We start from the raw sequence: 22,628 nt of genomic DNA, 5'->3' as shown, positions 1-22,628 counted from the left end.
CATGGTGACAACGTCCGCCGATGCTGTCGGCCTCTGCAGTTTCATCGATGACTCCCCGTCGCCCTTCCATGTCTGTGAATCGGTGGCGAAAGTGCTGGAGGCCAACGGCTTCCGGCAACTGAAAGAGGAGCATCAGTGGCCGTCGCAGCCGGGTCGGCACTATGTGATCCGCGGCGGATCGATCGTCGCGTGGGACAGCACTGCCCGCGGTCGCAGCTTCCGGATCGTGGGTGGTCACACCGACAGCCCCAACCTGCGCGTCAAGCAGAACCCCGACCTGCGGTCTGCCGGACTGCGGATGGTCGGGTTGGAGAAGTACGGCGGCGCCTGGCTCAACAGCTGGCTCGATCGCGACCTCGGGATCTCGGGGCGGCTTGCCATCCGCGAGCCCGACGGTCTGCGTGAACATCTGATCCGTATCGACGAACCGGTCCTGCGGGTGCCGCAGTTGGCGATCCACCTCTCGGAGGACCGCGGCGGGGTGTCGCTGGATCCGCAGCGCCACGTCAACGCCGTCTGGGGTGTCGGTGCCGACGGTCCGGGATTCATGGAATGGATTGCCGCGCAAGCCGATGTGGCACTGGATCAGGTGCTCGGCTGGGAACTGATGACCCATGATCTGGCCCCCAGCCGGGTTGTCGGGGTCGATGGTGACCTCGTCAGCGCACCCCGTCTGGACAACCAGGGCACCTGTTACGCCGGTACCCGGGCGCTCATCGACGCGATCGCCGCGGAGTCGTCGGCGGCCATCCCGGTACTGGCACTGTTCGACCACGAAGAGGTCGGCAGCGGGTCGGACCGCGGTGCGTCGTCGGATCTGCTCGGTACTGTGCTCGAGCGAATTGTGCTGGCCGGTGGGGGATCTCGGGAAGACTATCTGCGGTCGATGGCGATGAGCGCCTGCGCGTCCGGCGACATGGCCCATGCGACGCATCCGAACTATCCCGAGCGCCACGAACCGTCACATCAGATCGCCATCAACGGTGGTCCGGTGCTGAAGGTGAACCAGAATCTGCGGTATGCCAGCGATGCGGCCGGTGAAGCGTTGTTCGCGGTCGCGGCCGACAAGGCCGGGGTTCCGCTGCAGCGTTATGTCCATCGCGCCGATCTGCCGTGTGGTTCGACGATCGGTCCGCTGACCGCGACCCGCACCGGCCTCAACACCGTTGATGTCGGGGCGCCGCAGTTGGCGATGCACAGTGCCCGTGAGGTCATGGGCAGCGCCGATGTCGGTATGTACTCCGCCGCCCTCGCCGCATTCCTCGCTCCCTGACTCCCGCTCCCAGACCCCGATGATGTGCCCTTTTGGCGGCGCCCACCTGGTCTTTTGTTCGCCAAAAGGGCACATTATCGGAGTGCGGGGGAGCTCAGTACTGGCCGAGGTAGAAGCGCGCGCCCTGATCGTCGAGGCATTCGGCGGAGATGGCGTACGACTGCTGTGACGGACCATCCAGGACGGTGCCGCCGCCCTCACGCACCCGCGCGACCGCGACGTCGATGTCGTCGACGACCCACATCGGGACCGCCACCGAACGTTCCTGGCCGCCGGCGATACCGGTCATCGGGTGCATACCGTCGACCTCCCAGCCGTCATCGATGCGCCCGGGATTGAACGTCCAGCCCAGCACTCGGCCGTAGAAGTCCCGAAGCCGCTCACTGTCCGGCGTGTACAGGGTCATATACGTGAGTTCGCCGTGGCCGGTCGCGTTGAGGGGTGGACGCGGTTCCTGGCCTCTCGGCCGGTAGATCGAAAAGTCCACACCCTGGTCGTCGACGGCATCGAGTAGCTCGCCGAAGCCGAACTGCTGCACCTGATTCGGGGTGCCACCGGCCTCGATGATGGCGGACCGGGCGGCGTCGATGTCGTCGACGGCGTACACGCACTGCATGGTCGGATCGCCAGGAACCTCGTAGATCCCGAGGCGGTGGGAGAGATTGGTGACCTGGCTGGTGGCTGCGTTGAACTCCCAGCCCAGGACCGACCCGTAGAAGGTGGCGGCGCGGTCGACGTCGGTGGTCCACAGCGAGCAGTAACCGATGTCCCCGCGGTGGATCTGTTCTACCTTCGCACCGGTCGTCGGCCCGGTGATCATCCATCGATGTCCGAACGGATCGACGATCACACCGGTTCGGGCACCGTGATCTTCGTAGGGTTCACGCTGGACCGTCGCGCCACCGTCGCGGGCGCGGGTGAACACCGCGTCGGTGTCGGAGACCGGCAGCATCAGTGATACCGAGACTGATTGTGGTGCAGGGGCTTTGAGGCCCAGGTCACCGAACTCGCCGGCCAGGTAGATCACGCCACCGCCGATCAGGAGTTCGGCGTGCCCGATGGTGCCGTCGTCCATCACGATCGGTTCGCCGCGCAGTCGGGCACCGAGGTTGGCGACGTACCAGTCGATGGCGGCGGCCGGATCGGCGACGGTGAGATAGGGCAGTGCCCCTGGACGTTCCACGGAGGTGAGGATCTGCGACGAAAGGTTCTCGGCCGACGGCGCAGAGCCGATGTCGGTGCTCATGGTGATTCCTTCGGGTAGTTCGAGTCCACGCTCGAGGCGGGTACGCAGGCGACGTGCGAAGTCGGCGTCGGGGGACACCGGCACGTCGGCTGTGGCCAGCACGGTGAACGGGTCGAATGAGTTCGGAGCGTTCATGACTGGCCTCCCTTCGCGATGGGCATCGTGTTGTCGGGGTAGGCCGCGCGGAAAGCCCGCTTGGCCCGGGTGAGTAGCGCTTCGGTGGCCATGACCGTGCGCCCGAGCAGTTCGGCACACTGCGGCACGGTGCAGTCGTCGACGTACCGCAGCGTCAGCACCGCGCGGTGGGTGGTCGAGAGCCGCGCGAGGGTGAACTCGGCAAGTATCCGGTCGAGGTGCACATCCCACTCGTCGCCGGCCGGCCGATCCGGAACCTCGTCCACCGGCGTCGGGGTGCGTTGCATCTTGCGCCAGTGGTCGGCCAGTTTGTGTCTGGCGATGCCGATGAGCCACGGGACCGACGGCTCGACCGAATCGTCGACTCGTGCCCGGTCCATGGCGGCCAGAAACGTGTCCGAGGTGATGTCCTCGGCGATGTTCTTGTCACCGGCCCGCCGGATCAGGTAGCCGTATACCGCGGGCAAGGCCTCGTCGTACAGAGCGAGCAGCGCAGTACCGGCCGGCGCCGGGCCGGACGGAGTGTGGGAGTTTCCACCCGCTGAGCTGCTCACATACTCATAGTCGTCGGCGGCGGGGGTTTTCCGACGCCCAACGGGGAACTTTTTACGACGGAGCGAGCAGGGAGAGGGTGGTGCCCTCCTCGAGCACGATGTATCCGTCGACCACGGCAGGCCGCCCGCCGACCACCGATCGCTGCCACGCGACGGTGCCCGTGGTGAAGTCGTAGGCGGTCAGCTGGGAGTTGGCACCGAACACGATGATGTTGCCGCCCTGCCCGATGCAGCCGAGGATGTCGATGTTGGCGGAGGGCTCCATCGGATCGCTGCGGGGGAGCTCACCCAGTTTGTCCGCCGAGACGATGTCGAGAACCGAACGCGTGCCGTCCTTGCGGGCAAAGGAGACCGTGGAACCGCAGGGCCGGGCGCCGACCTTCGACAACTCCGGGTCGGTGACCTGCCATAGCCGGGTCTTCTGTTGTGGGTCGAACGCGGCGTAGGTGCCCTGGGTCTGGAAGACCTGCTCGCTGCCGGCCCCCGTCGTGATGGGCAGGGTGGACCGGCCCGGTACCAATTGCTGCTTGTCGTTGTCCGATGTCCGGGTGCCGTCCGGGCGGAGGAACTCGACGCGCTGGGCTCCCCGCTCCGAGAACTGCGCCGCGATGCCGGTCGGGTAGACCACCAGATCGCAGGCGCATCCGAACAGGTCGTCACCGGTGTCCGGGTCGATGAGATGCTGTGTGCCGTCGGACGCCCGGACGATGGCGACGGTGCCGTTCACCTCGACCGTGGCGGCGCCGGCGAAGGTGCGGGCCCAGATCTCGGTACCGTTCGGCGAGTTGCGGCTCACCTGGTACCCGGAGCTGTTGACGCGTAGGAAGTCGGGCCCGTATCCGGTGACGGTCTCAGTGTTGTCGAGGGCGGAGAGAGAGCCGAGTTCTCCGGTGTCCAGGTCGGCGATATAGAAACCGTCCGGACGATCTGCCAGGCGCACCGCGCAGCCGACCTGACCCTTGCCGTTGATCGCGCAGCTGCCCAGCCCGGCGTCGATCGGCTGGGCCCAGAGTCGTCGGCCGTCGCGGCGATCGATGGCGAGATAGGTGGTGCCGTCTCCGGACGGATAGGAGATCAGCCAGGTGTCGTGATGGGTGCCCGCGACCAGGGGTGTGGCGCCGGAACCGTACGTGCGCATGTCGCTGAGGTCGAGGCTCCATCGCTCCGCGGGTTCGCTCCGATACGACCGGAGCGTGCCGCCGTCGTATTCGGACGTGTCTTCGGGCGGCGTATCCGTCGCGAACACCGCTCCGACCGTGACCACCATGACGATCGACAGCAGGCAGACGACGAATCCGATTCCGGGGGTGGACCGGCCGTTGAGCATGACGCCCATCCAATCACGCCGGTTCAGCTCGCCAGGGACCTGCGGTGGTCGCGGGGGCTGATGCCCCGAACCCGCTTGAAGGCGGCGCTCAACGCGTAGGCGCCGCTGTAGCCGACCTGCGCCGCAACGGCATCGAGCGTGAGGCCTCCGTCGGCCAGGAGGTCGGCTGCGAGCGACAAGCGCCATTCGGTGAGATACGCCATCGGCGGTTCGCCGACGAGTTCGGTGAACCGCTTGGCCAGCACGGCCCGCGACACCGAACACCGGGCGGCCAGGGCGGCCACGGTCCACGACTGCTCAGGATTGTTGTGGATCAGGCTCAGTGCTCGGCCCACCGCCGGATCCGACTCGGCGGCAATCCAATTCGATCCCGCCGATTCGGTGGTGGAGAACCAGGTGCGCAACGAGTCGATCAGGACGAGGTCGAGAAGCCGGTCGAGCATCACCTCTTGTCCCGGGGCGTCCCGCAACATCTCGGTCGCGAGAAGCTCGATCAGCGGAGAGTTGTTGTCACGCAAAATGATCAGTCGGGGGAGCGCGTTCAGCAGCCTGGTCGACACCTCGCCGGCCACACCGTAGGCGCCGACCAGCGAGACCGATTCACCATTGACGCTGTTGCCCCAACTGCGGATGCCGAGGCGCATCTCGTCGGCCAGTTCGGCACCGTCGTCGCCGACGCAATGCTGGCCTTCTTCGATGATCGCGGTGGTCGCAGAGGTGCCGTCGCCATAGGTGTACGGGTCGGGTCCGCGGATGATCGCGACATCGCCGCGATGTACGTCCGCGTGCTCTCCGTCGTCGAAGTCGATGGCGGCGGTCCCGGACACGGTCACCACCACCGTCAGTGGGGCCTTGTCCTCGATTCGGACGGACCAGGGCGGCGACATCACCACCCGCAACAAGAACGCGTCTTTCGCGCGGGGTCCGTTGAGCACACTGCCAAGCGCATCCACAAGACGATTGAACATGAAAGCGAGCGGATAAACCATGGAAACGCTCGTATTCATCGCCTGTACTGGTTCACATGACAAATACAACGGAAACCCGAGAACAACGTCCCGTCCTGGTGGTCGGTGCCACCGGCAAAACCGGTGCGCGAGTGACAGATCGACTCGACCGCGCCGGAGTGCCGGTCCGGCGGGCCAGTCGTACCTCGGCCACGCATTTCGATTGGACCGACCGCAGTACCTGGAAACCCGCGCTCGAAGGTGCCGGCGCTGTGTACATCACCTATCAACCCGACCTGATCGTGCCGGACTCCGTCGATGACATCAGCGCCTTTGTCGCTGCGGCCGACGACGCCGGTGTCGACCGGCTCGTCTTGTTGTCCGGGCGCGGCGAACCCGAGGCGAAGGCGTGTGAAGAGGTGGTCCTCGGGGCCGGAACACCCGCAACAGTGTTGCGGTGCAGCTGGTTTGCCCAGAACTTCAGTGAGGCCTTCTTGGTCGACGATATTCGCGGCGGCGAGGTGGTGCTGCCGGTCGGACCGGTCGGTGAGCCGTTCCTCGACGCCGACGACATCGCCGACGCCGCGCTCGAAGCGCTGACCGGGACCGGCCACACCGGACGGGTCTACGAGCTGACCGGCCCGCGGTTGCTCACCTTTGCCGACGCCACCGCCGAGATCGCCGGCGCACTCGGCCGCGACATCGCGTTCGTGTCGGTCTCCGACGTCGATTATCGCAGCGCGCTGCTGGCCGCCGGAATCGGTCAGGAGTACACGGACATGGTGATGGCGCTGTTCGGAACGCTGTTCGACGGGCGCAACGAATCGGTGACCGACGGTGTCCGCGAGATCCTCGGACGCGCACCCGGCGACTTCTCCGATGTGGTGAAGAGGGCGGCATCACAGGGAGCCTGGTCATGACCGTGGTTCGCGAATCGCTACTCGTCCTCGGAGTGGTGGCGGTCGGTCTGATGGCCGGTCTCTATGCCGCCTTTGCCATCGCCGTGATGCCTGCGCTCAGACGCGTCGACGATGCGTCCTTCGTGTCGGTGATGCAGCGGATCAACGTGGCCATCGTCAATCCGCTGTTTCTGCTGGTGTTCTTCGGCGGTCTGGGCTTCACGGTGGTCGCCGCGGTCCTCTACCGCGACCACGCGATGCTGTGGTGGATCGTGGCCGGCGCGGTCCTCTACGGACTGACGCTGATCACCACGATCGTCTTCAACATCCCGCTCAACAATCAGATCGCCGCCGCCGGCGACCCGGAGCGGATCAGCGATCTGCGCGCGGTCCGAGAAGCGTTCGAGGGGCCGTGGGTGCGCTGGAACATCGTCCGGGCGGTGCTCGACACCGCCGCGCTGACGGTGCTCATCACCGGTCTGGTGTCTCGTTAGCCGGGTGGGGGCGGGGTCGGAGAACCCGGAGCCGTCCATCGTTCACTCGACGCGCGGGCGCAGCGCTCTGCGACCGGATTCCTGCTGGTGTGGCACTCCAAACCATCCGCGATCGGATAAAACTCATCGCGATCGAAGGACGGGTGTCCCGTTCGCTGACGGCGTATCGAACATCGATACCCCGCGTAAGCTGCGGTGTTGATGGGTTGGTAGGTCTGAAAACGGGCCTTCGGGTCGAACAGGGTGAGACATCTGCGGTGCCGGTGACCTGCGGCCATTAGAGTGGAGCCAAGGCTGCTGAGGCCGACGCATCGACGTCGCTCTCGGTATATGCCCACCCTGGGGAGATCGACGCCGGTGGACCAGTCAGACTGGGACATGAAGCTTAGGCCGAGCTCGACCCATTGAAACGTAAGGGAGAACAATGTTCGAACGGTTCACCGACCGCGCTCGTCGGGTTGTAGTCCTGGCTCAAGAAGAAGCGCGGATGCTCAATCACAACTACATCGGTACCGAGCACATCCTGCTGGGTCTGATCCACGAGGGCGAAGGCGTTGCCGCCAAGTCGCTCGAGTCGCTGGGAATCTCGCTCGAAGGCGTACGCAGCCAGGTCGAGGAGATCATCGGCCAGGGTCAGCAGGCGCCGTCCGGGCACATTCCTTTCACTCCCCGCGCGAAGAAGGTCCTCGAACTCTCGCTGCGTGAGGCGTTGCAGCTCGGCCACAACTACATCGGCACCGAGCACATCCTGCTCGGCCTCATCCGCGAGGGCGAGGGCGTGGCAGCTCAGGTGCTGGTCAAGCTCGGCGCCGATCTCAATCGGGTGCGTCAGCAGGTCATCCAGCTCCTCTCGGGTTACCAGGGCAAGGAGCCCCAGGAAGCCGGCACCGGCGGTCGCAGCACCGAGGCGGGCACGCCGTCGACCTCGCTGGTCCTCGATCAGTTCGGTCGCAACCTGACCGCAGCTGCCGCCGAGGGCAAGCTCGACCCGGTCATCGGGCGCGAGAAGGAAATCGAACGCGTCATGCAGGTGCTGAGCCGCCGCACCAAGAACAACCCGGTGCTCATCGGTGAGCCCGGCGTCGGCAAGACCGCCGTCGTCGAGGGCCTGGCCCAGGCGATCGTGAACGGCAACGTTCCCGAGACGCTCAAGGACAAGCAGCTCTACACCCTCGACCTCGGGTCGCTGGTTGCCGGCAGCCGCTACCGCGGTGACTTCGAAGAGCGCCTCAAGAAGGTTCTCAAGGAGATCAACACCCGCGGCGACATCATCCTGTTCATCGACGAGCTCCATACGCTCGTCGGCGCAGGTGCTGCCGAAGGTGCCATCGACGCGGCCAGCATCCTCAAGCCGAAGCTGGCCCGCGGTGAGCTGCAGACCATCGGTGCGACCACCCTCGACGAGTACCGCAAGTACATCGAGAAGGACGCCGCTCTCGAGCGTCGGTTCCAGCCGGTGCAGGTCGGCGAGCCGAGTGTCGAACACACCATCCAGATCCTCAAGGGTCTGCGGGACCGCTACGAGTCGCATCACCGCGTGTCCATCACCGACGGCGCGCTGGCTGCTGCCGCGACCCTGGCAGACCGGTACATCAACGACCGGTTCTTGCCGGACAAGGCAATCGACCTGATCGACGAGGCGGGCGCCCGGATGCGTATCCGCCGGATGACCGCACCGCCAGACCTGCGTGAGTTCGACGACCGGATCGCCGATGCTCGCAAAGAGAAGGAATCGGCGATCGACGCCCAGGACTTCGAGAAGGCCGCGAACCTGCGCGACAAGGAAAAGCAGCTCGTCACCGAACGCGGCGAGCGTGAAAAGCAGTGGCGCAGTGGCGACATGGACATCGTCGCCGAGGTCGATGACAACGAGATCGCCGAGGTCCTCGGTAACTGGACCGGTATCCCCGTCTTCAAGCTCACCGAGGAGGAGACCACCCGTCTGCTCCGGATGGAGGACGAGCTCCACAAGCGGATCATCGGTCAGACCGAAGCGGTCAAGGCCGTCTCCAAGGCGATCCGCCGTACCCGCGCCGGTCTGAAGGACCCCAAGCGCCCGTCCGGTTCGTTCATCTTCGCCGGCCCGTCCGGTGTCGGTAAGACCGAGCTGTCCAAGGCCTTGGCGAACTTCCTGTTCGGCGAAGACGACGCGCTCATCCAGATCGACATGGGCGAGTTCCACGACCGGTTCACCGCGTCACGGCTCTTCGGTGCCCCTCCCGGGTACGTCGGCTACGAAGAGGGCGGCCAGCTCACCGAGAAGGTGCGCCGCAAGCCGTTCTCCGTGGTGCTCTTCGACGAGATCGAGAAGGCACATCAGGAGATCTACAACACGCTCCTGCAGGTGCTCGAGGACGGCCGTCTCACCGACGGTCAGGGTCGTACGGTCGACTTCAAGAACACCGTGCTGATCTTCACCTCGAACCTCGGTACGAGTGACATCTCCAAGGCCGTGGGTCTGGGCTTCTCGCAGTCCAATGCGGAGGGCTCGAATTACGAGCGGATGAAGCAGAAGGTCAACGACGAGCTCAAGAAGCACTTCCGTCCCGAGTTCCTCAACCGTATCGACGACATCGTCGTGTTCCATCAGCTCACCAAGGACGAGATCATCAAGATGGTCGACCTGATGATCGCCCGCGTCGAGAAGCAGTTGAAGAACAAGGACATGGATATCGAACTGACGGAGAAGGCCAAGAGCCTGCTCGCCAAGCGTGGTTTCGATCCCGTCCTGGGTGCCCGGCCGCTGCGTCGCACCATCCAGCGCGAGATCGAGGATCAGCTGTCGGAGAAGATCCTGTTCAACGAGATCGGTGCCGGCGAGATCATCGTCGTCGATGTCGAGAACTGGGATGGCGAAGGCGACGGCGACGAAGCCAAGTTCACCTTCAAGGGTTCGAAGAGGCCGATCGAGCTTCCCGACACCCCGGTGGAACTGGCGAAGACCGGCGACTCCGAGAAGTAGTCGATACAAAGTAAGGGGCGCAGCCACGAAAGTGGTTGCGCCCCTTCTTTGTTTTCGACCGAAGTGGTATTGAGCCGAGTCTTGCGGGTTACTTGTTTGCGGCGTCGTGGTCGCGGCCGGCGAGCAGAAGCGTGATGGTGAGCTCCAGGCGGTTGGTGACGTCGGTGGCCGAGGCCCGGCGGGTCAGCCACTGCACCAGGTTCGACATCCAGACGTCGGACACGACGCGGGCGATCTTCAGATCGAGATCGGCGGGTTCGCCTTCGACCATGGCATTGGCGAGCAGTCGGTCGATGATGTTCGCGACCTTGTCGACCTCGGCGGAGGCCGATGCGTCGGCGAACATGAATGCGCGGGTCATCGCCTCGGTCAGCAGCGGATCACGCTGCATCGCAAGGGTGATCATGTCCAGGACGTGGCGCAGACGCTCGAGTGGCGTGTCGCCGCGGAGTCGGGTCTTGTCGGCGCGGGCCTCGACGGCCTCGAACTCGCGGGCCAGGGCGGTGACGAGCAGATGCACCTTGGACGGGAAGTACCGGTACAGGGTTCCCACGGCAACGTCGGCGCGGTCGGCGACAGCGCGCATCTGTACCGCGTCGTAGCCGCCTTTGGAGGCGAGGGCGAGCGTCGCGTCGAGGATGCGGCGGCGACGTTCACGCTGGGCGTTGGAGCCGAGGTCGACCTCGGTACCGACGGCAGCGTCGCCGACCGAACCGCCGGTGGGATTCGGGCTTGCCATCAGTGGACTGACCTCTTTCGTCTTTTGCGCCTCGGGGGCCCGGGTTTTCTGTCGGATGACCGTTATTGCAAGTGGCCAACTACACGTTAATCGCTGCTGCCGAAAATGCGATTTGGGTGCCGCGTGCCCCAGCCCCTTCCATTCTGCCGTCTCGAACGTGCAATATTAGAACAGGTTCTACTACGCACCGACAACTCCGAGTAGTCAGGATGTTCAGGCCCATGACGATCGCTACCACTCAAGAACATACCGCTGTGGCCGATGCAATTGGTCAATGGTCCAAAAAGGTGTCGGCGATCACCTCGGTCCGGGCGGCCGAGCCGGGATCCGACGTCCAGGCCGATGCCTGGCCTGCGCTGTTCCCCGAACTCGCCGGTCTCGGGGTGTTCGCGGCGGCCGTGCCGGAGAGCCAGGGCGGAATGGACGCGATGTTCATCGACCTCGCCGTCATGCTCGAACAAACGGGTTACGGTCTCGTTCCCGGTCCGGTGGCGGGAACGGCCGTCGGCGCACTGTTGGCCGCGGTGGCAGGTGTCCCGAACGAGAACGCGTTACTCGGACAGTTGCTGGCGGGGGAGGTCGGGGTAGCGATCGCAACGGGTGTGCTCACGGGCGGTGACATGGCGCTGTCGACCGAAGCCGAACGCGGAGTCCTGTCGGCCGACGGTGACCTCGGACTGGTGACCGGATACGCCGACGGAGTGGCCCTGCTGGCGCCGGTGGACATCGCGGGAAGTCGGCGGTGGGTGCTGCTGGAACCGAAGACCCCGGGTGTGGTCGCCGAGCGGGTCGAGGCCCTCGACTTCTCGATGGACCTCGCGCGGGTCCGGTTCGAACAGGTTCGGATCCCGGCCCACGAGGTCTTGCATGTCTCGGACTCGTTTGTGCGGGCCACGATCATTGCCGGGATCGCCGCTCAGGCGGCCGGAGTCGCCCGCTGGTGCCTCGACACCGCCGTCGAGTACGCGAAGGTGCGCGAACAGTTCGGGGCGCCGATCGGGAGCTTCCAGGCCGTCAAACACATCTGCGCGGAAATGCTCTGTCGCAGCGAACTGGTCGGTGCCGCGGCCTGGGACCTCGCCGAGGCCATCGACGAATTGACCGAGGCCGAGGGCGCCAATCGCGAGGCTGCGACCGCGCAGCTGGAGATCAGCGCCGCGGCGGCCGCGGCGGTGGTCGCCGAACTGGCCGTGGCCAACGCCAAGGACTGCATCCAGGTGCTCGGCGGAATCGGGTTCACCTTCGAGCATGATGCGCATCTCTACCTGCGCCGGGCGTTGGCCTGGCAGGCCCAGCTGGGCGGTCCCGGCCGGTGGCGAATGCGGGTCGCCGAGCTGAACCGGGCGGGGATCCGGCGGACGTTCACGATCGACCTGGGGGACGCCGAGCGTGACCGTCGGCAGGTGCGGGAGCAGGTGGAGTCGATTGCGGCCGCACCGGACCGGCGCCGGGCGCTCGCGGCCGGCGGATATCTGACGCCGCACTGGCCGGCGCCGTACGGCCTCGGTGCCGACGCGTCTCACCAGGTACTCATCGATTCCGAGCTCGAACGCGCGGGAGTTCGACGGCCGGATCTGGTGATCGCCGGCTGGGCGATCCCGACGATCGTCGCGCACGGTACCGATGCGCAGCGCGAGCGGTTCGTGAAGGCGACCCTCGATGGCGAATTGCTGTGGTGCCAGCTGTTCTCCGAGCCGGGCGCGGGTTCGGACCTCGCCTCACTGCGGACCCGGGCCACCAAGGTCGACGGTGGCTGGCGGTTGCAGGGGCAGAAGGTCTGGTCGTCGCACGCACACGAGGCCGATTGGGCCATCTGCCTGGCCCGGACGAATCCTGATGTCCCCAAGCACAAGGGCATCACCTACTTCCTGGTCGACATGAAGTCGGACGGGATCCAGACGCGGCCGCTCCGCGAGTTGACCGGTCGGTCCCTGTTCAACGAGGTCTTCCTCGACGACGTTTTCGTCCCCGACGACTGTGTGGTCGGGGAGGTCGACAACGGCTGGCGGCTGGCGCGCACCACGTTGGCCAATGAACGGGTGGCGATGGGTGGCTCGGCCCTGGGCAAAGAAATGGAAGCGCTACTCGAGCAGGTCGGTGACACGATCCTGACCGATGCTCAGGCCGAACAGCTAGGCGACCTCATCGTGCAGGCGCAGCTGGGACAGGTACTGGATCTGCGGACGGTCCTCGGGTCGATCAACGGGACGGATCCGGGGGCGGTCGCCGGCGTCCGCAAGCTCATCGGGGTACGGCATCGGCAATCGGTACCCGAGTTCGCCCAGCAGCTCCGCGGTACCGAAGGTATGGCGTTGTCCCCGGCTGCCGACACATTCCTGCTGAACCGGTGCCTGTCGATCGCGGGCGGCACCACGCAGATCTTGCTCACGGCCACGGCCGAGCGCCTGCTGGGTCTGCCCCGGTAGCTCGTTCCGCGGCTTCGCCCAAGTCCGAAACGGACACCGTGTTCGTCTGATACAACTAGAACAAGTTCTAATTCTTCGGAGGGGTGTAGAACGTGGATTTCACGCTGGATTCCACCGCCCAAACTGTGAGCGATGTCATGGGCTCGGTGCTCGAACGGCACGAGACGGCCTGGGACGCAGATCTGACAGATCGCGGCGGGTTCGAGACCACGTTGTGGTCGGCGCTCGGTGGCGGTGGCGTGCTCGCGCTGCCGTTGCCCGAGAGCCAGGGCGGTGATGATGTCGGTGTCGACGGGCTGATACCCGTCGCCACCTCCTTGGGTCGGTCCGCGGCCGTGACACCAGCCATCGGGACCCTGATCTCGGGCCTGGCGCCGTTGGCCGCCCGGGCTCCCGATGCGGCGGCCGCGCTCGGTGCCGCGGTGCAGGCGGGCGGTTGGCTGGCCGCCGCGATCAACGAACCGGGCGCCGCCATGACGGCCACCCCGCACACCTCGGTGTCGGGCGGGAAGCTCACCGGAACCAAAACCGGTGTGCTGCATGCCGACGGCGCGAGCGCCTTGATCGTCGCCACCGACGCGGGTGTTGCCATCGTGTCCGCCGACGCCCCGGGAGTGACCGTTGTCCGGACGACCTCGTCGTCCGGATGGGGCGAGTACACAGTCCGATTCGACAATGTGCCCGTCGAGACCGTCGTCGAGGGCGATCCGGAGTGGTTGACAGCGCACCACGCCCTGGGCATCGCCGCCTACGCCGATGGACTGGTCGCCGGTGCGATGAACCTGACGGCCACCCACGTCACCGAGCGCATCCAGTTCGACAAACCACTCGGGACATTCCAGGCCGTGCAGCAGCAGCTCGCCGACATCTACGTGGTGGCCCGGTCGATGACATTGGCAACCACGGCCGCCGGCTGGCGGTTGTCCGAAGGTCTTGATGCGGGGACGGATCTGGCGGTGGCGACGTACTGGCTGGCGCAGGAGATCCCGGCGACGATGCGGACGATGGTCCACCTGCACGGTGGTATCGGAGTCGACCTCACGTACCCCCTGCACCGGTACTTCTCGATCGCCAAAGACCTGGCTCGTCTGGTCGGCGGACCCACCAGTCGTCTCGATGCACTGGCCGAGCAGGTAGAGGCAGGAGCGTAAACCTGATGTTCATCGATCTCACCCCGCAGCAGCGCGATCTGAAACAAGAGTTGCGCGAATACTTTTCGACGCTGATCTCCGACGAAGACGCGCAAGTCATGCTCACCGAGCGGCACGGTCCCACCTATCGCAAGGTGATCCGTCAGATGGGCAAGGACGGCTGGCTCGGCGTCGGATGGCCAAAAGAATACGGCGGCCGAGGTTTTGGCCAGATCGAACAGCAGATCTTCGTCAACGAGGCCGCGCGGGCGGACGTCCCGTTGCCGTCGGTGACATTGCAGACGGTCGGCCCGACGCTGCAGCTCTATGGGACCGACGAGCAGAAGCAACGGTTCCTGCCCGCGATCCTTGCCGGCGAGGTCCATTTCGCCATCGGCTACACCGAACCGGACGCCGGTACCGACCTCGCGTCACTCAAGACCACCGCGGTACGTCGCGGGGACGAGTTCATCGTCAACGGGCAGAAGATCTTCACCACCGGCGGGCATGATGCCGACTTCGTGTGGCTCGCCTGCCGCACCGACAAGGACGTGGTCAAGCACAAGGGCATCTCGATCCTGATCGTCGACACCACCGACCCCGGTTACAGCTGGACCCCGATCATCACCGCCGATCACGCCCATCACGTCAACGCCACCTACTACTCGGATGTGGTGGTGCCGGCGAACATGGTCGTCGGTGAGGTCAATGGCGGATGGCGCCTGATCACCACGCAGCTCAACCATGAGCGCGTCATGCTCGGACCCGCCGGACGACTCGACGGACTCCTCGCAAAAATCACGGAATGGGCGCAGCGGCCGGGGCCTGACGGCACCGTTCCGGCAAAGCATGCGGACGTGAAACGTGCTCTGGCGGAACTGCATGCCTATTACCGGATCAATGAACTGCTCAACTGGCAGGTGGCGGCGGGCGGTGACTCGATCTCGATGGCGGACGCCGCGGCAACCAAGGTCTTCGCCACCGAACGACTGCAGCACGTCCACCGGTTGATCGACGAGATCCTGGGCAGGCACGGGGATTTCTCCGACCCGCAGACCGCGGCCCTCGCCGACTGGTTCGACGTCCAGGCCAAACGAAATGTCGTGATCACCTTCGGCGGAGGTGTCAACGAGGTGATGCGGGAGATGATCGCGACCGCCGGGCTCGGCCTGCCCCGTGGAAAGCGCTGAGAGGAGTCCTTGCATGACAACTGTTGACGCGTCGGCGATCATCGCGGCCACCGACCGGGTCCGGGCCGCAGGAACCAGCGCTCCGGTCGCCGGACGTGACCCCATCAACACGGCCATGATCAACAACTGGACCGAGGCCATCGGGGATGCCAACCCGATCTATGTCGATGACGAGGCCGCGCGTGGGGCCGGTCACGACGGCATCGTGGCACCTCCGGCGATGGCTCAGGTCTGGACGATGCGGGGCTTGACCGGGTCGCGCGCCGACGACGACCCGCTCGGTCGGGTCACGCAGATTCTGGACGAGGCGGGGTACACGTCCGTCGTCGCGACCAATTGTGATTCGACCTATCACCGGTACACGAAGCCGGGTGAAGAGGTCACCATCGAGGCTGCGCTGACAGATGTGGTGGGGCCCAAACAGACCGGGCTCGGTGAGGGCTGGTTCTTCACCACCAGGAACACCTGGAAGGTCGGCGATGAAGTCGTCGCCGAGATGGACTTCCGGATCCTCAAGTTCCGGCCGCCTGCCAAAGACGCTGTGTCGGTCCGGGATCCTGGGCCCGCTGTCGCCGACAGTGCGGTGCTCTCGTCGCTCAGTTCACCGACGTCCGGCTTTGATCCGGCAAAGATGATGCGCCCCACACCTTCTCTGGACACCCTGTTCTTCTGGGATGGTGTGCGCGAGCACGAGTTGCGCATCCAGAAACTCGAAGACGGGTCGCTGCGCCATCCGCCGGTGCCGGCGATCTGGAAGACCAAGGGTGAAGACACCGACTTCGTGGTCGCCTCCGGCCTGGGCTCCGTCTACAGCTATGTGGTGCACCATGCACCGAAGGTTCCGGGCCGAGAGTTGCCGTTTGTCGTCGCGTTGGTCGAACTCGAAGAAGGAGTACGGCTTCTGGGTGAGCTGCGCGGGGTCGATCCCGCGCAGGTCGAGATCGGACTTCCGGTACGTGTCGAGTTCCTCGACTTTCCGGCCGCTGATGGTGCAGATGCCTGGACGTTGTATGCGTGGCAGCCGGCTGGGACAGGAGTGAAGTCATGAGTGTTCCCGTCACCCCGCCCGCCGTTGCCGTCGGCCTGGAACTGCCCGGTCTCACGGTGAACGCGACGCCTACGTTTGTGGTCTCGACAGCCTTGGCCACCAGGGATTTTCAGGATGTCCACCACGATCGCGACCTGGCTCATCAGAAGGGTTCGAAGGACATCTTTGTCAACATCCTCACCGACACCGGACTGGTGCAGCGGTACATCACCGACTGGGCGGGGCAACGCGCACAGATCCGGTCGATCAGGCTGCGGCTGGGTGTTCCCTGGTACGCCTACGACACGTTGACGCTCACCGGCACCGTGAGCGCGGTGGACGACGATCTGGTGACCGTCGACGTGGTGGGCAAAGACAGCCTGGGCAATCATGTGACGTCGGTGGTGACGCTGGTGATGGACCACACGAAAGTCACTGCTCCGGCAGGGAAAAGCGAAGCGGAAGTGGGCCGATGAGCGGACTGTCCGGCAAGGCGGCGATCGTCGGTATCGGCGCCACCGACTTCTCCAAGAACTCGGGACGCAGCGAATTGCGACTCGCCGCCGAAGCGGTGACCGCCGCACTCGCCGACGCGGGCCTGACACCGGCGGACGTGGACGGGCTGGTGTCGTTCACCATGGACACCAACACCGAGATCGCGGTCGCCCGCGCCTCGGGTATCGGTGAGCTGAAGTACTTCTCTCGCATCCACTTCGGTGGGGGAGCGGCGTGTTCCACCGTGCAGCAGGCGGCGATGGCGGTGGCCACCGGGGTTGCGGATGTGGTGGTCGCCTACCGGGCCTTCAACGAACGGTCAGGGATGCGGTTCGGGCAGGTGAACACCTCGCTGGTCGCGCAGGACAACTCGTCGGGCACCGACAACGCCTTCAGCTACCCCCACGGACTGAGCACCCCGGCCGCGTTCGTGGCGATGGTTGCCCAGCGGTACATGCACGAATCCGGCGCCACCAGTACGGACTTCGGGCAGATCGCGGTCGTCGATCGAAAGCATGCCGCCGTCAACCCGGAAGCCTTCTTCTACGGCAAGCCCATCACGCTCGACGACCATCAGAACTCGCGGTACATTGCCGAGCCCCTGCACCTTCTCGATTGTTGCCAGGAATCCGATGGTGGTGTGGCGATCGTGGTGGTGTCGGCCGAGCGGGCCAGGGATCTGCCGCACACCCCGGTTGTCGTTGCCGGTGCGGCGTCCGGCAGTGGTGAAAACCAATACATCATGACCAGCTACTACCGCGACGACATCGCCGGACTCCCCGAGATGGGCCTGGTGGGCAGGCAGTTGTGGGAGCAATCGGGTCTTCGCCCCGAAGACATGGACGTTGCGATCCTCTATGACCACTTCACCCCGTACACGCTGATGCAACTCGAGGAGCTCGGGTTCTGTGGTCGCGGTGAGGCGAAAGACCTTGTCCGCGAGCCCGGTGCGCTCGAGGTGGGTGGTCGGCTGCCGCTCAACACCCATGGTGGGCAGCTGGGGGAGGCGTACATCCACGGAATGAATGGCATCGCAGAAGCTGTCCGGCAGTTGCGGGGTCAATCGGTCAATCAGGTCGACGGGGCAGGTGCGGTGGTGGTCACAGCCGGAACCGGCGTCCCCACCAGCGGTCTCGTCCTCACCGCATAGTTCGTGCCCAGTTCTCGTCGCAAAGGAGATTTCTCAGATGGCTTTCAACCTCGCCGATGTATTCGAGACTGTCGCCGATTCGGTTCCCGACCGAATCGCGTTGACCTACGAGGGTGTCGACCACAGCTACCGCCTGCTCGAGCGTGAGTCGAATCAGGTCGCGCACATGCTGTCCGCCGCGGGAATCTGTGCCGGCGAGCATGTCTCGCTGTTCCTCAAGAACAGCCTGGAGCACGTCACCACGATCCTCGGTGTCATCAAGTTGCGCGCCGTCCCCATCAACATCAACTATCGATACACCCCGGCGGAGTTGCTCTACATCTTCGAGAATTCCGACTCGGTGGCGATCGTCGTCGAAGAGCTCGAACACCAGGAGAACCTGGCACAGATCGTCGGACAGATCCCGACGCTGCGTACGGTGCTGGTGATCGGTGAGGTGTCCCAGGCCTTGACCGATGCGGCGGCGCAGGCCGGAGTGACCATCGCTCCCTTCGCGCCGGAGGGATATTCGGATGAGCGCGACTTCGAACCCCGGACCGGCGATGAGCTGTGGGTTCTCTACACCGGCGGCACCACCGGCTACCCCAAAGGTGTGATGTGGCGGCACGACGATTTCTTCCACAAGCCGTTGTCGGGCGGTAACCCCTACGAGGACAACAACCCGCGTAAGAATCTCGGCGAAGTGGCCGCGGCGGCAAAGGAATTCCCGGAACTGGCGTTCCTGATCGCGGCGCCGTTGATGCACGGTGCGGCGCTGTACTCGCTGTTCACGTTCTTGACCCTGGGCGCCCGGCTGGTGTTGATGCGAGCATTCGACCCCGAAAAAGTGGTGCGCTCCATCGAGTCCGACAAGGTCAACGTGATCTTGATCGTCGGCGACGGCATGGGCTCCCCGCTGGCCGATGCAATGAACAAACTGAAGGACGAGGTCGACATGTCGGCCCTGTTCTCGATCACCTCCGGCGGTGCGGTCTGGTCGGTCGGTGTGCGGGATCGAATGGTCGCGGCAAAGCCGGAGTTGTTGCTGCGCGACAACTTCGGGGCCTCGGAATCCGGCAACGACGGTGCCTTCGAGGTTCGGGAGGACGGCACGCTGGCAATGCCGCCGTCGCCGAGGATGACGGTGCTCGACGAAAAACTGGAGCCGATCGAACCGGGCTCCGGCGAGGTGGGGATGATCGCGCGAATCGGTAACGTGCCGTTGGGTTACTACGGCGACGAGGAGAAGTCGGCGCGAACGTTCCCCACGTTGCCGGATGGCACCAGGGTGTCGGTGCTCGGCGACATGGCGCACGTCGAGGCCGACGGAACGATCGTCTTCCTCGGACGCGGCTCGCAGTGCATCAACACCGGTGGCGAGAAGGTTTTCGCCGAAGAGGTCGAGGCCTGCCTGCACGCGCACCCGGCAGTCGCCGACGCGTTGGTGGTCGGCGCCCCAGACGAGCGGATGGGTCAAAAGGTGTCGGCGGTCGTGGCGGTCCGCCCGGAGCAGACTGCGCCGACCCTCGACGAAATCCAGGAACATTGCCGGACGATGCTGGCCGGCTACAAGATTCCCCGTCAGCTGGTGTTGGTCGATGAGATCAAACGGACGCCGGCCGGCAAGGCCGACTACCGGTGGGCCAAAGACGCCGCACTCGGCGCGTCGGTGTCGGATGCGGTGAGTAGCTAGTCACGCAATACCGCCATTCGCGTACAGGGTCTGTCCGTTCACCCACCGCCCCGGTCCCGCCAGGAAGGCGACGACCTCTGCGATGTCGTCCGGCTCTCCCAATCGCTCGAGTGGTGCAGCACTGGCCAGCCGGTCGATCAGCTCGCTCGGTTTGCCGTCGAGGAACAGTGGTGTGGCGGTCGGACCGGGCGCGACCACATTGACGGTGACGTCGCGCCCTCGTAGTTCGCGCGCGAGTATCAGTGTCAACGCTTCGACAGCGCCTTTGGTCGCGGCATACGCAGCGTAATTCGGTTGTTGCAGACGGGTTATCGAGGTGGAGAAGTTGATCAGCGCGCCGCCCGGCCGCAGGTTCTTGGCCGCGAGCTGGGAGACGACGAACGTCCCTCGGACATTGGTCCGGTGCATGCGGTCGAAGTCGTCGAGGTTCATGTCGACTACAGGCGCAAGCAGCATGATGCCCGCGGTGTTGACAACGACGTCGACGCCACCGAACTGCTCGGCGGTTTGATCGAAGACGTGCGCCATCTGCACCTCGTCCGCAACGTCACCACCGGCCGTGATCGCAGTGCCGCCCTGTTCGGTGATGCCGTTGGCCACCGTATCGGCTGCCGCGGCGCGTCCGGCGTAGTGGACCACCACGTTGTTGCCGTCGGCGGCGAGGCGTTCGGCGACTGCTTTTCCAATTCCGCCGGAGCCACCGAAGACGATGGCGGTGCGGGCGTTGTGCTTCGTGTCGTCCATGACGCACTCCGTTCATATGTGTACGAGTTGTACATAACTAAAAATGTAGACTACTTGTACATATGAGGCAAGGGATGAGGCCATGACGACGGACGGGTTGCCCGCCGACAAGGAGATCAAGCTGCGCGCCGGACGTGGGCGGCGCGCAGCCGCAGAAGTGCACGAGGCTGTTCTGGCTGCGACAGCGGACCTGTTGTTCGCGGGCGGGATCAAGGCCGTGACCTTCGACAAGGTCGCAACTCATGCCGGCGTCAGCAAGATGACCCTGTACAAATGGTGGCCGTCACCGGGGGCGCTCGCGCTCGAAGCGTATTTCGCGGCGGTGCAGGTGGAGCTGGGTTTCGAGGACTCCGGCGATCTCGGTCGCGATCTCAAAGGGCAACTGCATTCGTTCATCCACTTGCTCGTCGACACCCCTCGCGGTCGGGTGATCGCAGAGTTGGTAGGGATTTCTCAATCGGATCCTGCGCTCGCCGCAACAATCGAGTCGACCTATACGCGGCCGCGCCGTCAACTGGCGGTCGACCGTCTTCGATCGGCGCAGGAGGCGGGCGAGGTTGGTGCTGGCATCGACCTCGAAGTCGTCGTCGACCAGCTGTGGGGCGCGGCCTATCACCGCCTGTTGCTCCCGGCGCAACCCTTGACCATCGCCTTCGCCGACGCGCTGGTCGACAACCTTCTCCGCGGCATCGGCACGCCTTCTGTGTGAATTGGCAGACGCCGATATTTCGCCTTCCTACCGAAAGTTGTTGTACCGGAACGAAATCAGATACGAATAGTCCTTGCGAACATGTGTTCGACTAGATATAGTGGAGTCAATCGACCACACGCATCACGTATCTGACGCCTTCCCCGCAGAGACACTCCGGTCGACACCCTGATATGTGTTCTCCCTTTGGAAGGTGCTGTGTCATGCGACTTCTCGAGATGGTCGACGATCTGGTTGACCTGCCGATACCCGACGATGCGGATCGTGTATTGGGGGTGGTGAAGGATCTGATCACCCTACGTAACACCACTGAGCATCAACTCGCGGTGTGTGCGGCGGTGATCGACGAGTCGGGTATCGCCCGTAAGTCCGGGTCGACGACGTCAAAGTTGTTGCAGGCCAATGGTGCGGCGCCGGCATCGGCGTATCGGTGGTCGCGCATCGGGTCTGGCTTGGCCGGCCTGGATCGTACGGCCGGATATTCGCGCGACGGATTCCTGTCGTCCGAGCACGTCGATGCGGTGGTCAAAGGTGTCGCCCATGTTGTCGGGCGGTCCGAGGATCAGGTCACCGCCGAGCAGCAGGTCGGGTTCGAGCGAAAATTGTTGAACCACGCCATCTCCGGAGCGCCACCGGCGGAGATCAGCGCCGCCGCCCGGGCACTGGGTAACGAGGTCGCCGCAGATACCGGTGGTCCGCCGCCGGCCGAAGACCGGTCGTTGAACAGTCTCGAATACAAAGTTCGTGAGGGCCGCTGTGTCGGCACGTTCGATGTGGATGCGGTGATCGGGGAAAAGTTGCACTCGGCGTTGGACCTCTGGTCCCGGGCACATCCGGAACCCGACGGCTCGGATGATCCGCGTTCCCCAACCCAACGCCGCGCGGACGCCCTGCACCGGTTGTTGGACTGCGGTGGTGGCGGACAAACGCTGGTGTCAGCGCCGCGGACCGAGGTGAACGTGACCGTGCCTGCCGATCATCCCGAGGCCGCCACCCTGCCGTGGATGGGTCCGGTGACCGAGGCGACCGCTGCGATGTTGGCGTGTGATTCGGCGATCACGTCGGTCACCCTGGACGGAGAGGAAGTCCCCATCGATCTGAGTCCACCCAAACGGCTGTTCACCGGGCTGGTCCGCAAAGCCATCATCATCCGCGACGTCTGCTGCGTGAAATGCGGCGGCCATGCCAGCTGGTCGGACTGCCACCACATCGTGCACTTCGTGGACGGCGGCGCGACCACACTCGAGAACGGATGCCTGTTGTGCCGCACCTGCCATATGGCCGTCCACAACACCGGCTGGGATGTGATCATGGGCTCGGACGGACACCCGTGGTTGATCCCACCGGCTGATATCGACCCCCAACGAAGACCCCTACCGGCCTACAACCGGCGCACCCTGACCCTGGCAGCCTGACCCGCCGCCTGACCTGAACTACTGACTTCCCTTGGCGCGCCCGTCTTCTCGTCGGGACCGCGCGGGTGTCTTTGACAACTCCACAGTGTGAAGT

General features: G+C 64.9%; 19 protein-coding genes. 13 read left to right on the top strand and 6 right to left on the bottom strand.

The genetic code is table 11. The features are described 5' to 3' along the window. Position 1 precedes the first annotated feature (1 nt). The gene (locus AC51GT_RS17250) at positions 2–1,273 is read left to right on the top strand and encodes a M18 family aminopeptidase (RefSeq protein ID WP_496329548.1); all 1,272 of its coding nucleotides are present in this window, start codon (positions 2–4) and stop codon (positions 1,271–1,273) included. A gap of 94 nt (positions 1,274–1,367) precedes the next feature. Here AC51GT_RS17250 and AC51GT_RS17245 read toward each other — a convergent pair whose 3' ends face one another. The 4 genes from AC51GT_RS17245 to AC51GT_RS17230 form a co-directional block, all read right to left on the bottom strand. Then, positions 1,368–2,654 (bottom strand): VOC family protein, encoded by a 1,287-nt coding sequence (locus AC51GT_RS17245; protein ID WP_496329547.1) that lies wholly within the window; start codon positions 2,652–2,654, stop codon positions 1,368–1,370. Next, positions 2,651–3,145, bottom strand: coding sequence for an RNA polymerase sigma factor (locus AC51GT_RS17240; RefSeq protein WP_496329602.1), 495 nt, complete (start codon positions 3,143–3,145; stop codon positions 2,651–2,653). The genes AC51GT_RS17245 and AC51GT_RS17240 overlap by 4 nt, the downstream gene beginning before the upstream one ends. A 115-nt stretch (positions 3,146–3,260) precedes the next feature. Next, entirely contained in the window at positions 3,261–4,544 is a 1,284-nt protein-coding gene (locus AC51GT_RS17235; protein ID WP_496329546.1) for a hypothetical protein, read from the bottom strand. Positions 4,545–4,558: 14 nt separating this feature from the next. Then, a complete protein-coding gene (locus AC51GT_RS17230) occupies positions 4,559–5,488 on the bottom strand; it encodes an AraC family transcriptional regulator (protein ID WP_496329601.1) in 930 nt (309 codons plus the stop codon). Positions 5,489–5,559: 71 nt separating this feature from the next. On the opposite strand from AC51GT_RS17230, the gene AC51GT_RS17225 reads away from it, so the two are divergent. The 3 genes from AC51GT_RS17225 (at position 5,560) to AC51GT_RS17215 (ending at position 9,837) form a co-directional block, all read left to right on the top strand. Then, positions 5,560–6,402, top strand: coding sequence for a Rossmann-fold NAD(P)-binding domain-containing protein (locus tag AC51GT_RS17225; RefSeq protein ID WP_496329545.1), 843 nt, complete (start codon positions 5,560–5,562; stop codon positions 6,400–6,402). After that, complete coding sequence (locus AC51GT_RS17220) at positions 6,399–6,875, top strand: anthrone oxygenase family protein (protein ID WP_496329544.1); 477 nt, start codon at positions 6,399–6,401, stop codon at positions 6,873–6,875. Before AC51GT_RS17225 ends, AC51GT_RS17220 begins: the two co-directional genes overlap by 4 nt. Positions 6,876–7,299: 424 nt before the next feature. Beyond that, complete coding sequence (locus AC51GT_RS17215) at positions 7,300–9,837, top strand: ATP-dependent Clp protease ATP-binding subunit (protein WP_496324955.1); 2,538 nt, start codon at positions 7,300–7,302, stop codon at positions 9,835–9,837. A gap of 88 nt (positions 9,838–9,925) precedes the next feature. On the opposite strand, the gene kstR is transcribed toward AC51GT_RS17215, so the two are convergent. Beyond that, positions 9,926–10,576, bottom strand: a complete 651-nt coding sequence (gene kstR / locus AC51GT_RS17210) for a cholesterol catabolism transcriptional regulator KstR (RefSeq protein ID WP_496329543.1) — start codon at positions 10,574–10,576, stop codon at positions 9,926–9,928. 221 nt (positions 10,577–10,797) lie between these two features. Here kstR and AC51GT_RS17205 point away from each other — a divergent pair, with 221 nt between their 5' ends. From AC51GT_RS17205 to AC51GT_RS17175, 7 genes are all read left to right on the top strand, one after another. Beyond that, positions 10,798–13,002 carry an acyl-CoA dehydrogenase family protein gene (locus AC51GT_RS17205; RefSeq protein WP_496329542.1) on the top strand — a complete coding sequence of 735 codons (2,205 nt, stop codon included), beginning with the start codon at positions 10,798–10,800 and terminating at the stop codon, positions 13,000–13,002. Positions 13,003–13,094: 92 nt separating this feature from the next. Then, positions 13,095–14,153, top strand: coding sequence for an acyl-CoA dehydrogenase family protein (locus AC51GT_RS17200; protein ID WP_496329541.1), 1,059 nt, complete (start codon positions 13,095–13,097; stop codon positions 14,151–14,153). A gap of 5 nt (positions 14,154–14,158) precedes the next feature. Continuing rightward, a complete protein-coding gene (locus tag AC51GT_RS17195) occupies positions 14,159–15,322 on the top strand; it encodes an acyl-CoA dehydrogenase family protein (protein ID WP_496329540.1) in 1,164 nt (387 codons plus the stop codon). Between the two features lie 13 nt (positions 15,323–15,335). Further along, positions 15,336–16,370 (top strand): bifunctional MaoC family dehydratase N-terminal/OB-fold nucleic acid binding domain-containing protein, encoded by a 1,035-nt coding sequence (locus tag AC51GT_RS17190; RefSeq protein ID WP_496329539.1) that lies wholly within the window; start codon positions 15,336–15,338, stop codon positions 16,368–16,370. After that, entirely contained in the window at positions 16,367–16,825 is a 459-nt protein-coding gene (locus AC51GT_RS17185) for a hotdog family protein (RefSeq protein ID WP_496329538.1), read from the top strand. The genes AC51GT_RS17190 and AC51GT_RS17185 overlap by 4 nt, the downstream gene beginning before the upstream one ends. After that, complete coding sequence (locus AC51GT_RS17180; RefSeq protein WP_496329537.1) at positions 16,822–17,994, top strand: lipid-transfer protein; 1,173 nt, start codon at positions 16,822–16,824, stop codon at positions 17,992–17,994. Before AC51GT_RS17185 ends, AC51GT_RS17180 begins: the two co-directional genes overlap by 4 nt. 37 nt (positions 17,995–18,031) lie before the next feature. Beyond that, positions 18,032–19,666: an AMP-binding protein gene (locus AC51GT_RS17175; protein ID WP_496329536.1), complete on the top strand. Its 1,635-nt coding sequence runs from the start codon at positions 18,032–18,034 to the stop codon at positions 19,664–19,666. On the opposite strand, the gene AC51GT_RS17170 is transcribed toward AC51GT_RS17175, so the two are convergent. Continuing rightward, positions 19,667–20,410, bottom strand: coding sequence for an SDR family oxidoreductase (locus tag AC51GT_RS17170; protein WP_496329535.1), 744 nt, complete (start codon positions 20,408–20,410; stop codon positions 19,667–19,669). 82 nt (positions 20,411–20,492) lie between these two features. Here AC51GT_RS17170 and AC51GT_RS17165 point away from each other — a divergent pair, with 82 nt between their 5' ends. Both AC51GT_RS17165 and AC51GT_RS17160 read left to right on the top strand, forming a co-directional pair. Next, on the top strand, positions 20,493–21,119 hold the full coding sequence (locus tag AC51GT_RS17165; RefSeq protein ID WP_496329534.1) for a TetR/AcrR family transcriptional regulator: 627 nt from the start codon (positions 20,493–20,495) through the stop codon (positions 21,117–21,119). Between the two features lie 203 nt (positions 21,120–21,322). Further along, positions 21,323–22,534, top strand: coding sequence for an HNH endonuclease (locus AC51GT_RS17160; RefSeq protein ID WP_496329533.1), 1,212 nt, complete (start codon positions 21,323–21,325; stop codon positions 22,532–22,534). Positions 22,535–22,628: the final 94 nt, after the last annotated feature.

It is taken from the genome of Williamsia sp. z34 (assembly GCF_059553395.1).
This window is presented reverse-complemented; position numbering and strand designations above follow the sequence as displayed.

Coding starts and splice junctions, on each gene's coding strand:
- AC51GT_RS17225 (WP_496329545.1), top strand. CDS start 5,560: ATGACAAATACAACGGAAACCCGAGAACAACGTCCCGTCCTGGTGGTC.
- AC51GT_RS17215 (WP_496324955.1), top strand. CDS start 7,300: ATGTTCGAACGGTTCACCGACCGCGCTCGTCGGGTTGTAGTCCTGGCT.
- AC51GT_RS17250 (WP_496329548.1), top strand. CDS start 2: ATGGTGACAACGTCCGCCGATGCTGTCGGCCTCTGCAGTTTCATCGAT.
- AC51GT_RS17245 (WP_496329547.1), bottom strand. CDS start 2,654: ATGAACGCTCCGAACTCATTCGACCCGTTCACCGTGCTGGCCACAGCC.
- AC51GT_RS17190 (WP_496329539.1), top strand. CDS start 15,336: ATGACAACTGTTGACGCGTCGGCGATCATCGCGGCCACCGACCGGGTC.
- AC51GT_RS17160 (WP_496329533.1), top strand. CDS start 21,323: ATGCGACTTCTCGAGATGGTCGACGATCTGGTTGACCTGCCGATACCC.
- AC51GT_RS17170 (WP_496329535.1), bottom strand. CDS start 20,410: ATGGACGACACGAAGCACAACGCCCGCACCGCCATCGTCTTCGGTGGC.
- kstR (WP_496329543.1), bottom strand. CDS start 10,576: ATGGCAAGCCCGAATCCCACCGGCGGTTCGGTCGGCGACGCTGCCGTC.
- AC51GT_RS17195 (WP_496329540.1), top strand. CDS start 14,159: ATGTTCATCGATCTCACCCCGCAGCAGCGCGATCTGAAACAAGAGTTG.
- AC51GT_RS17185 (WP_496329538.1), top strand. CDS start 16,367: ATGAGTGTTCCCGTCACCCCGCCCGCCGTTGCCGTCGGCCTGGAACTG.
- AC51GT_RS17235 (WP_496329546.1), bottom strand. CDS start 4,544: ATGGGCGTCATGCTCAACGGCCGGTCCACCCCCGGAATCGGATTCGTC.
- AC51GT_RS17205 (WP_496329542.1), top strand. CDS start 10,798: ATGACGATCGCTACCACTCAAGAACATACCGCTGTGGCCGATGCAATT.
- AC51GT_RS17175 (WP_496329536.1), top strand. CDS start 18,032: ATGGCTTTCAACCTCGCCGATGTATTCGAGACTGTCGCCGATTCGGTT.
- AC51GT_RS17165 (WP_496329534.1), top strand. CDS start 20,493: ATGACGACGGACGGGTTGCCCGCCGACAAGGAGATCAAGCTGCGCGCC.
- AC51GT_RS17220 (WP_496329544.1), top strand. CDS start 6,399: ATGACCGTGGTTCGCGAATCGCTACTCGTCCTCGGAGTGGTGGCGGTC.
- AC51GT_RS17180 (WP_496329537.1), top strand. CDS start 16,822: ATGAGCGGACTGTCCGGCAAGGCGGCGATCGTCGGTATCGGCGCCACC.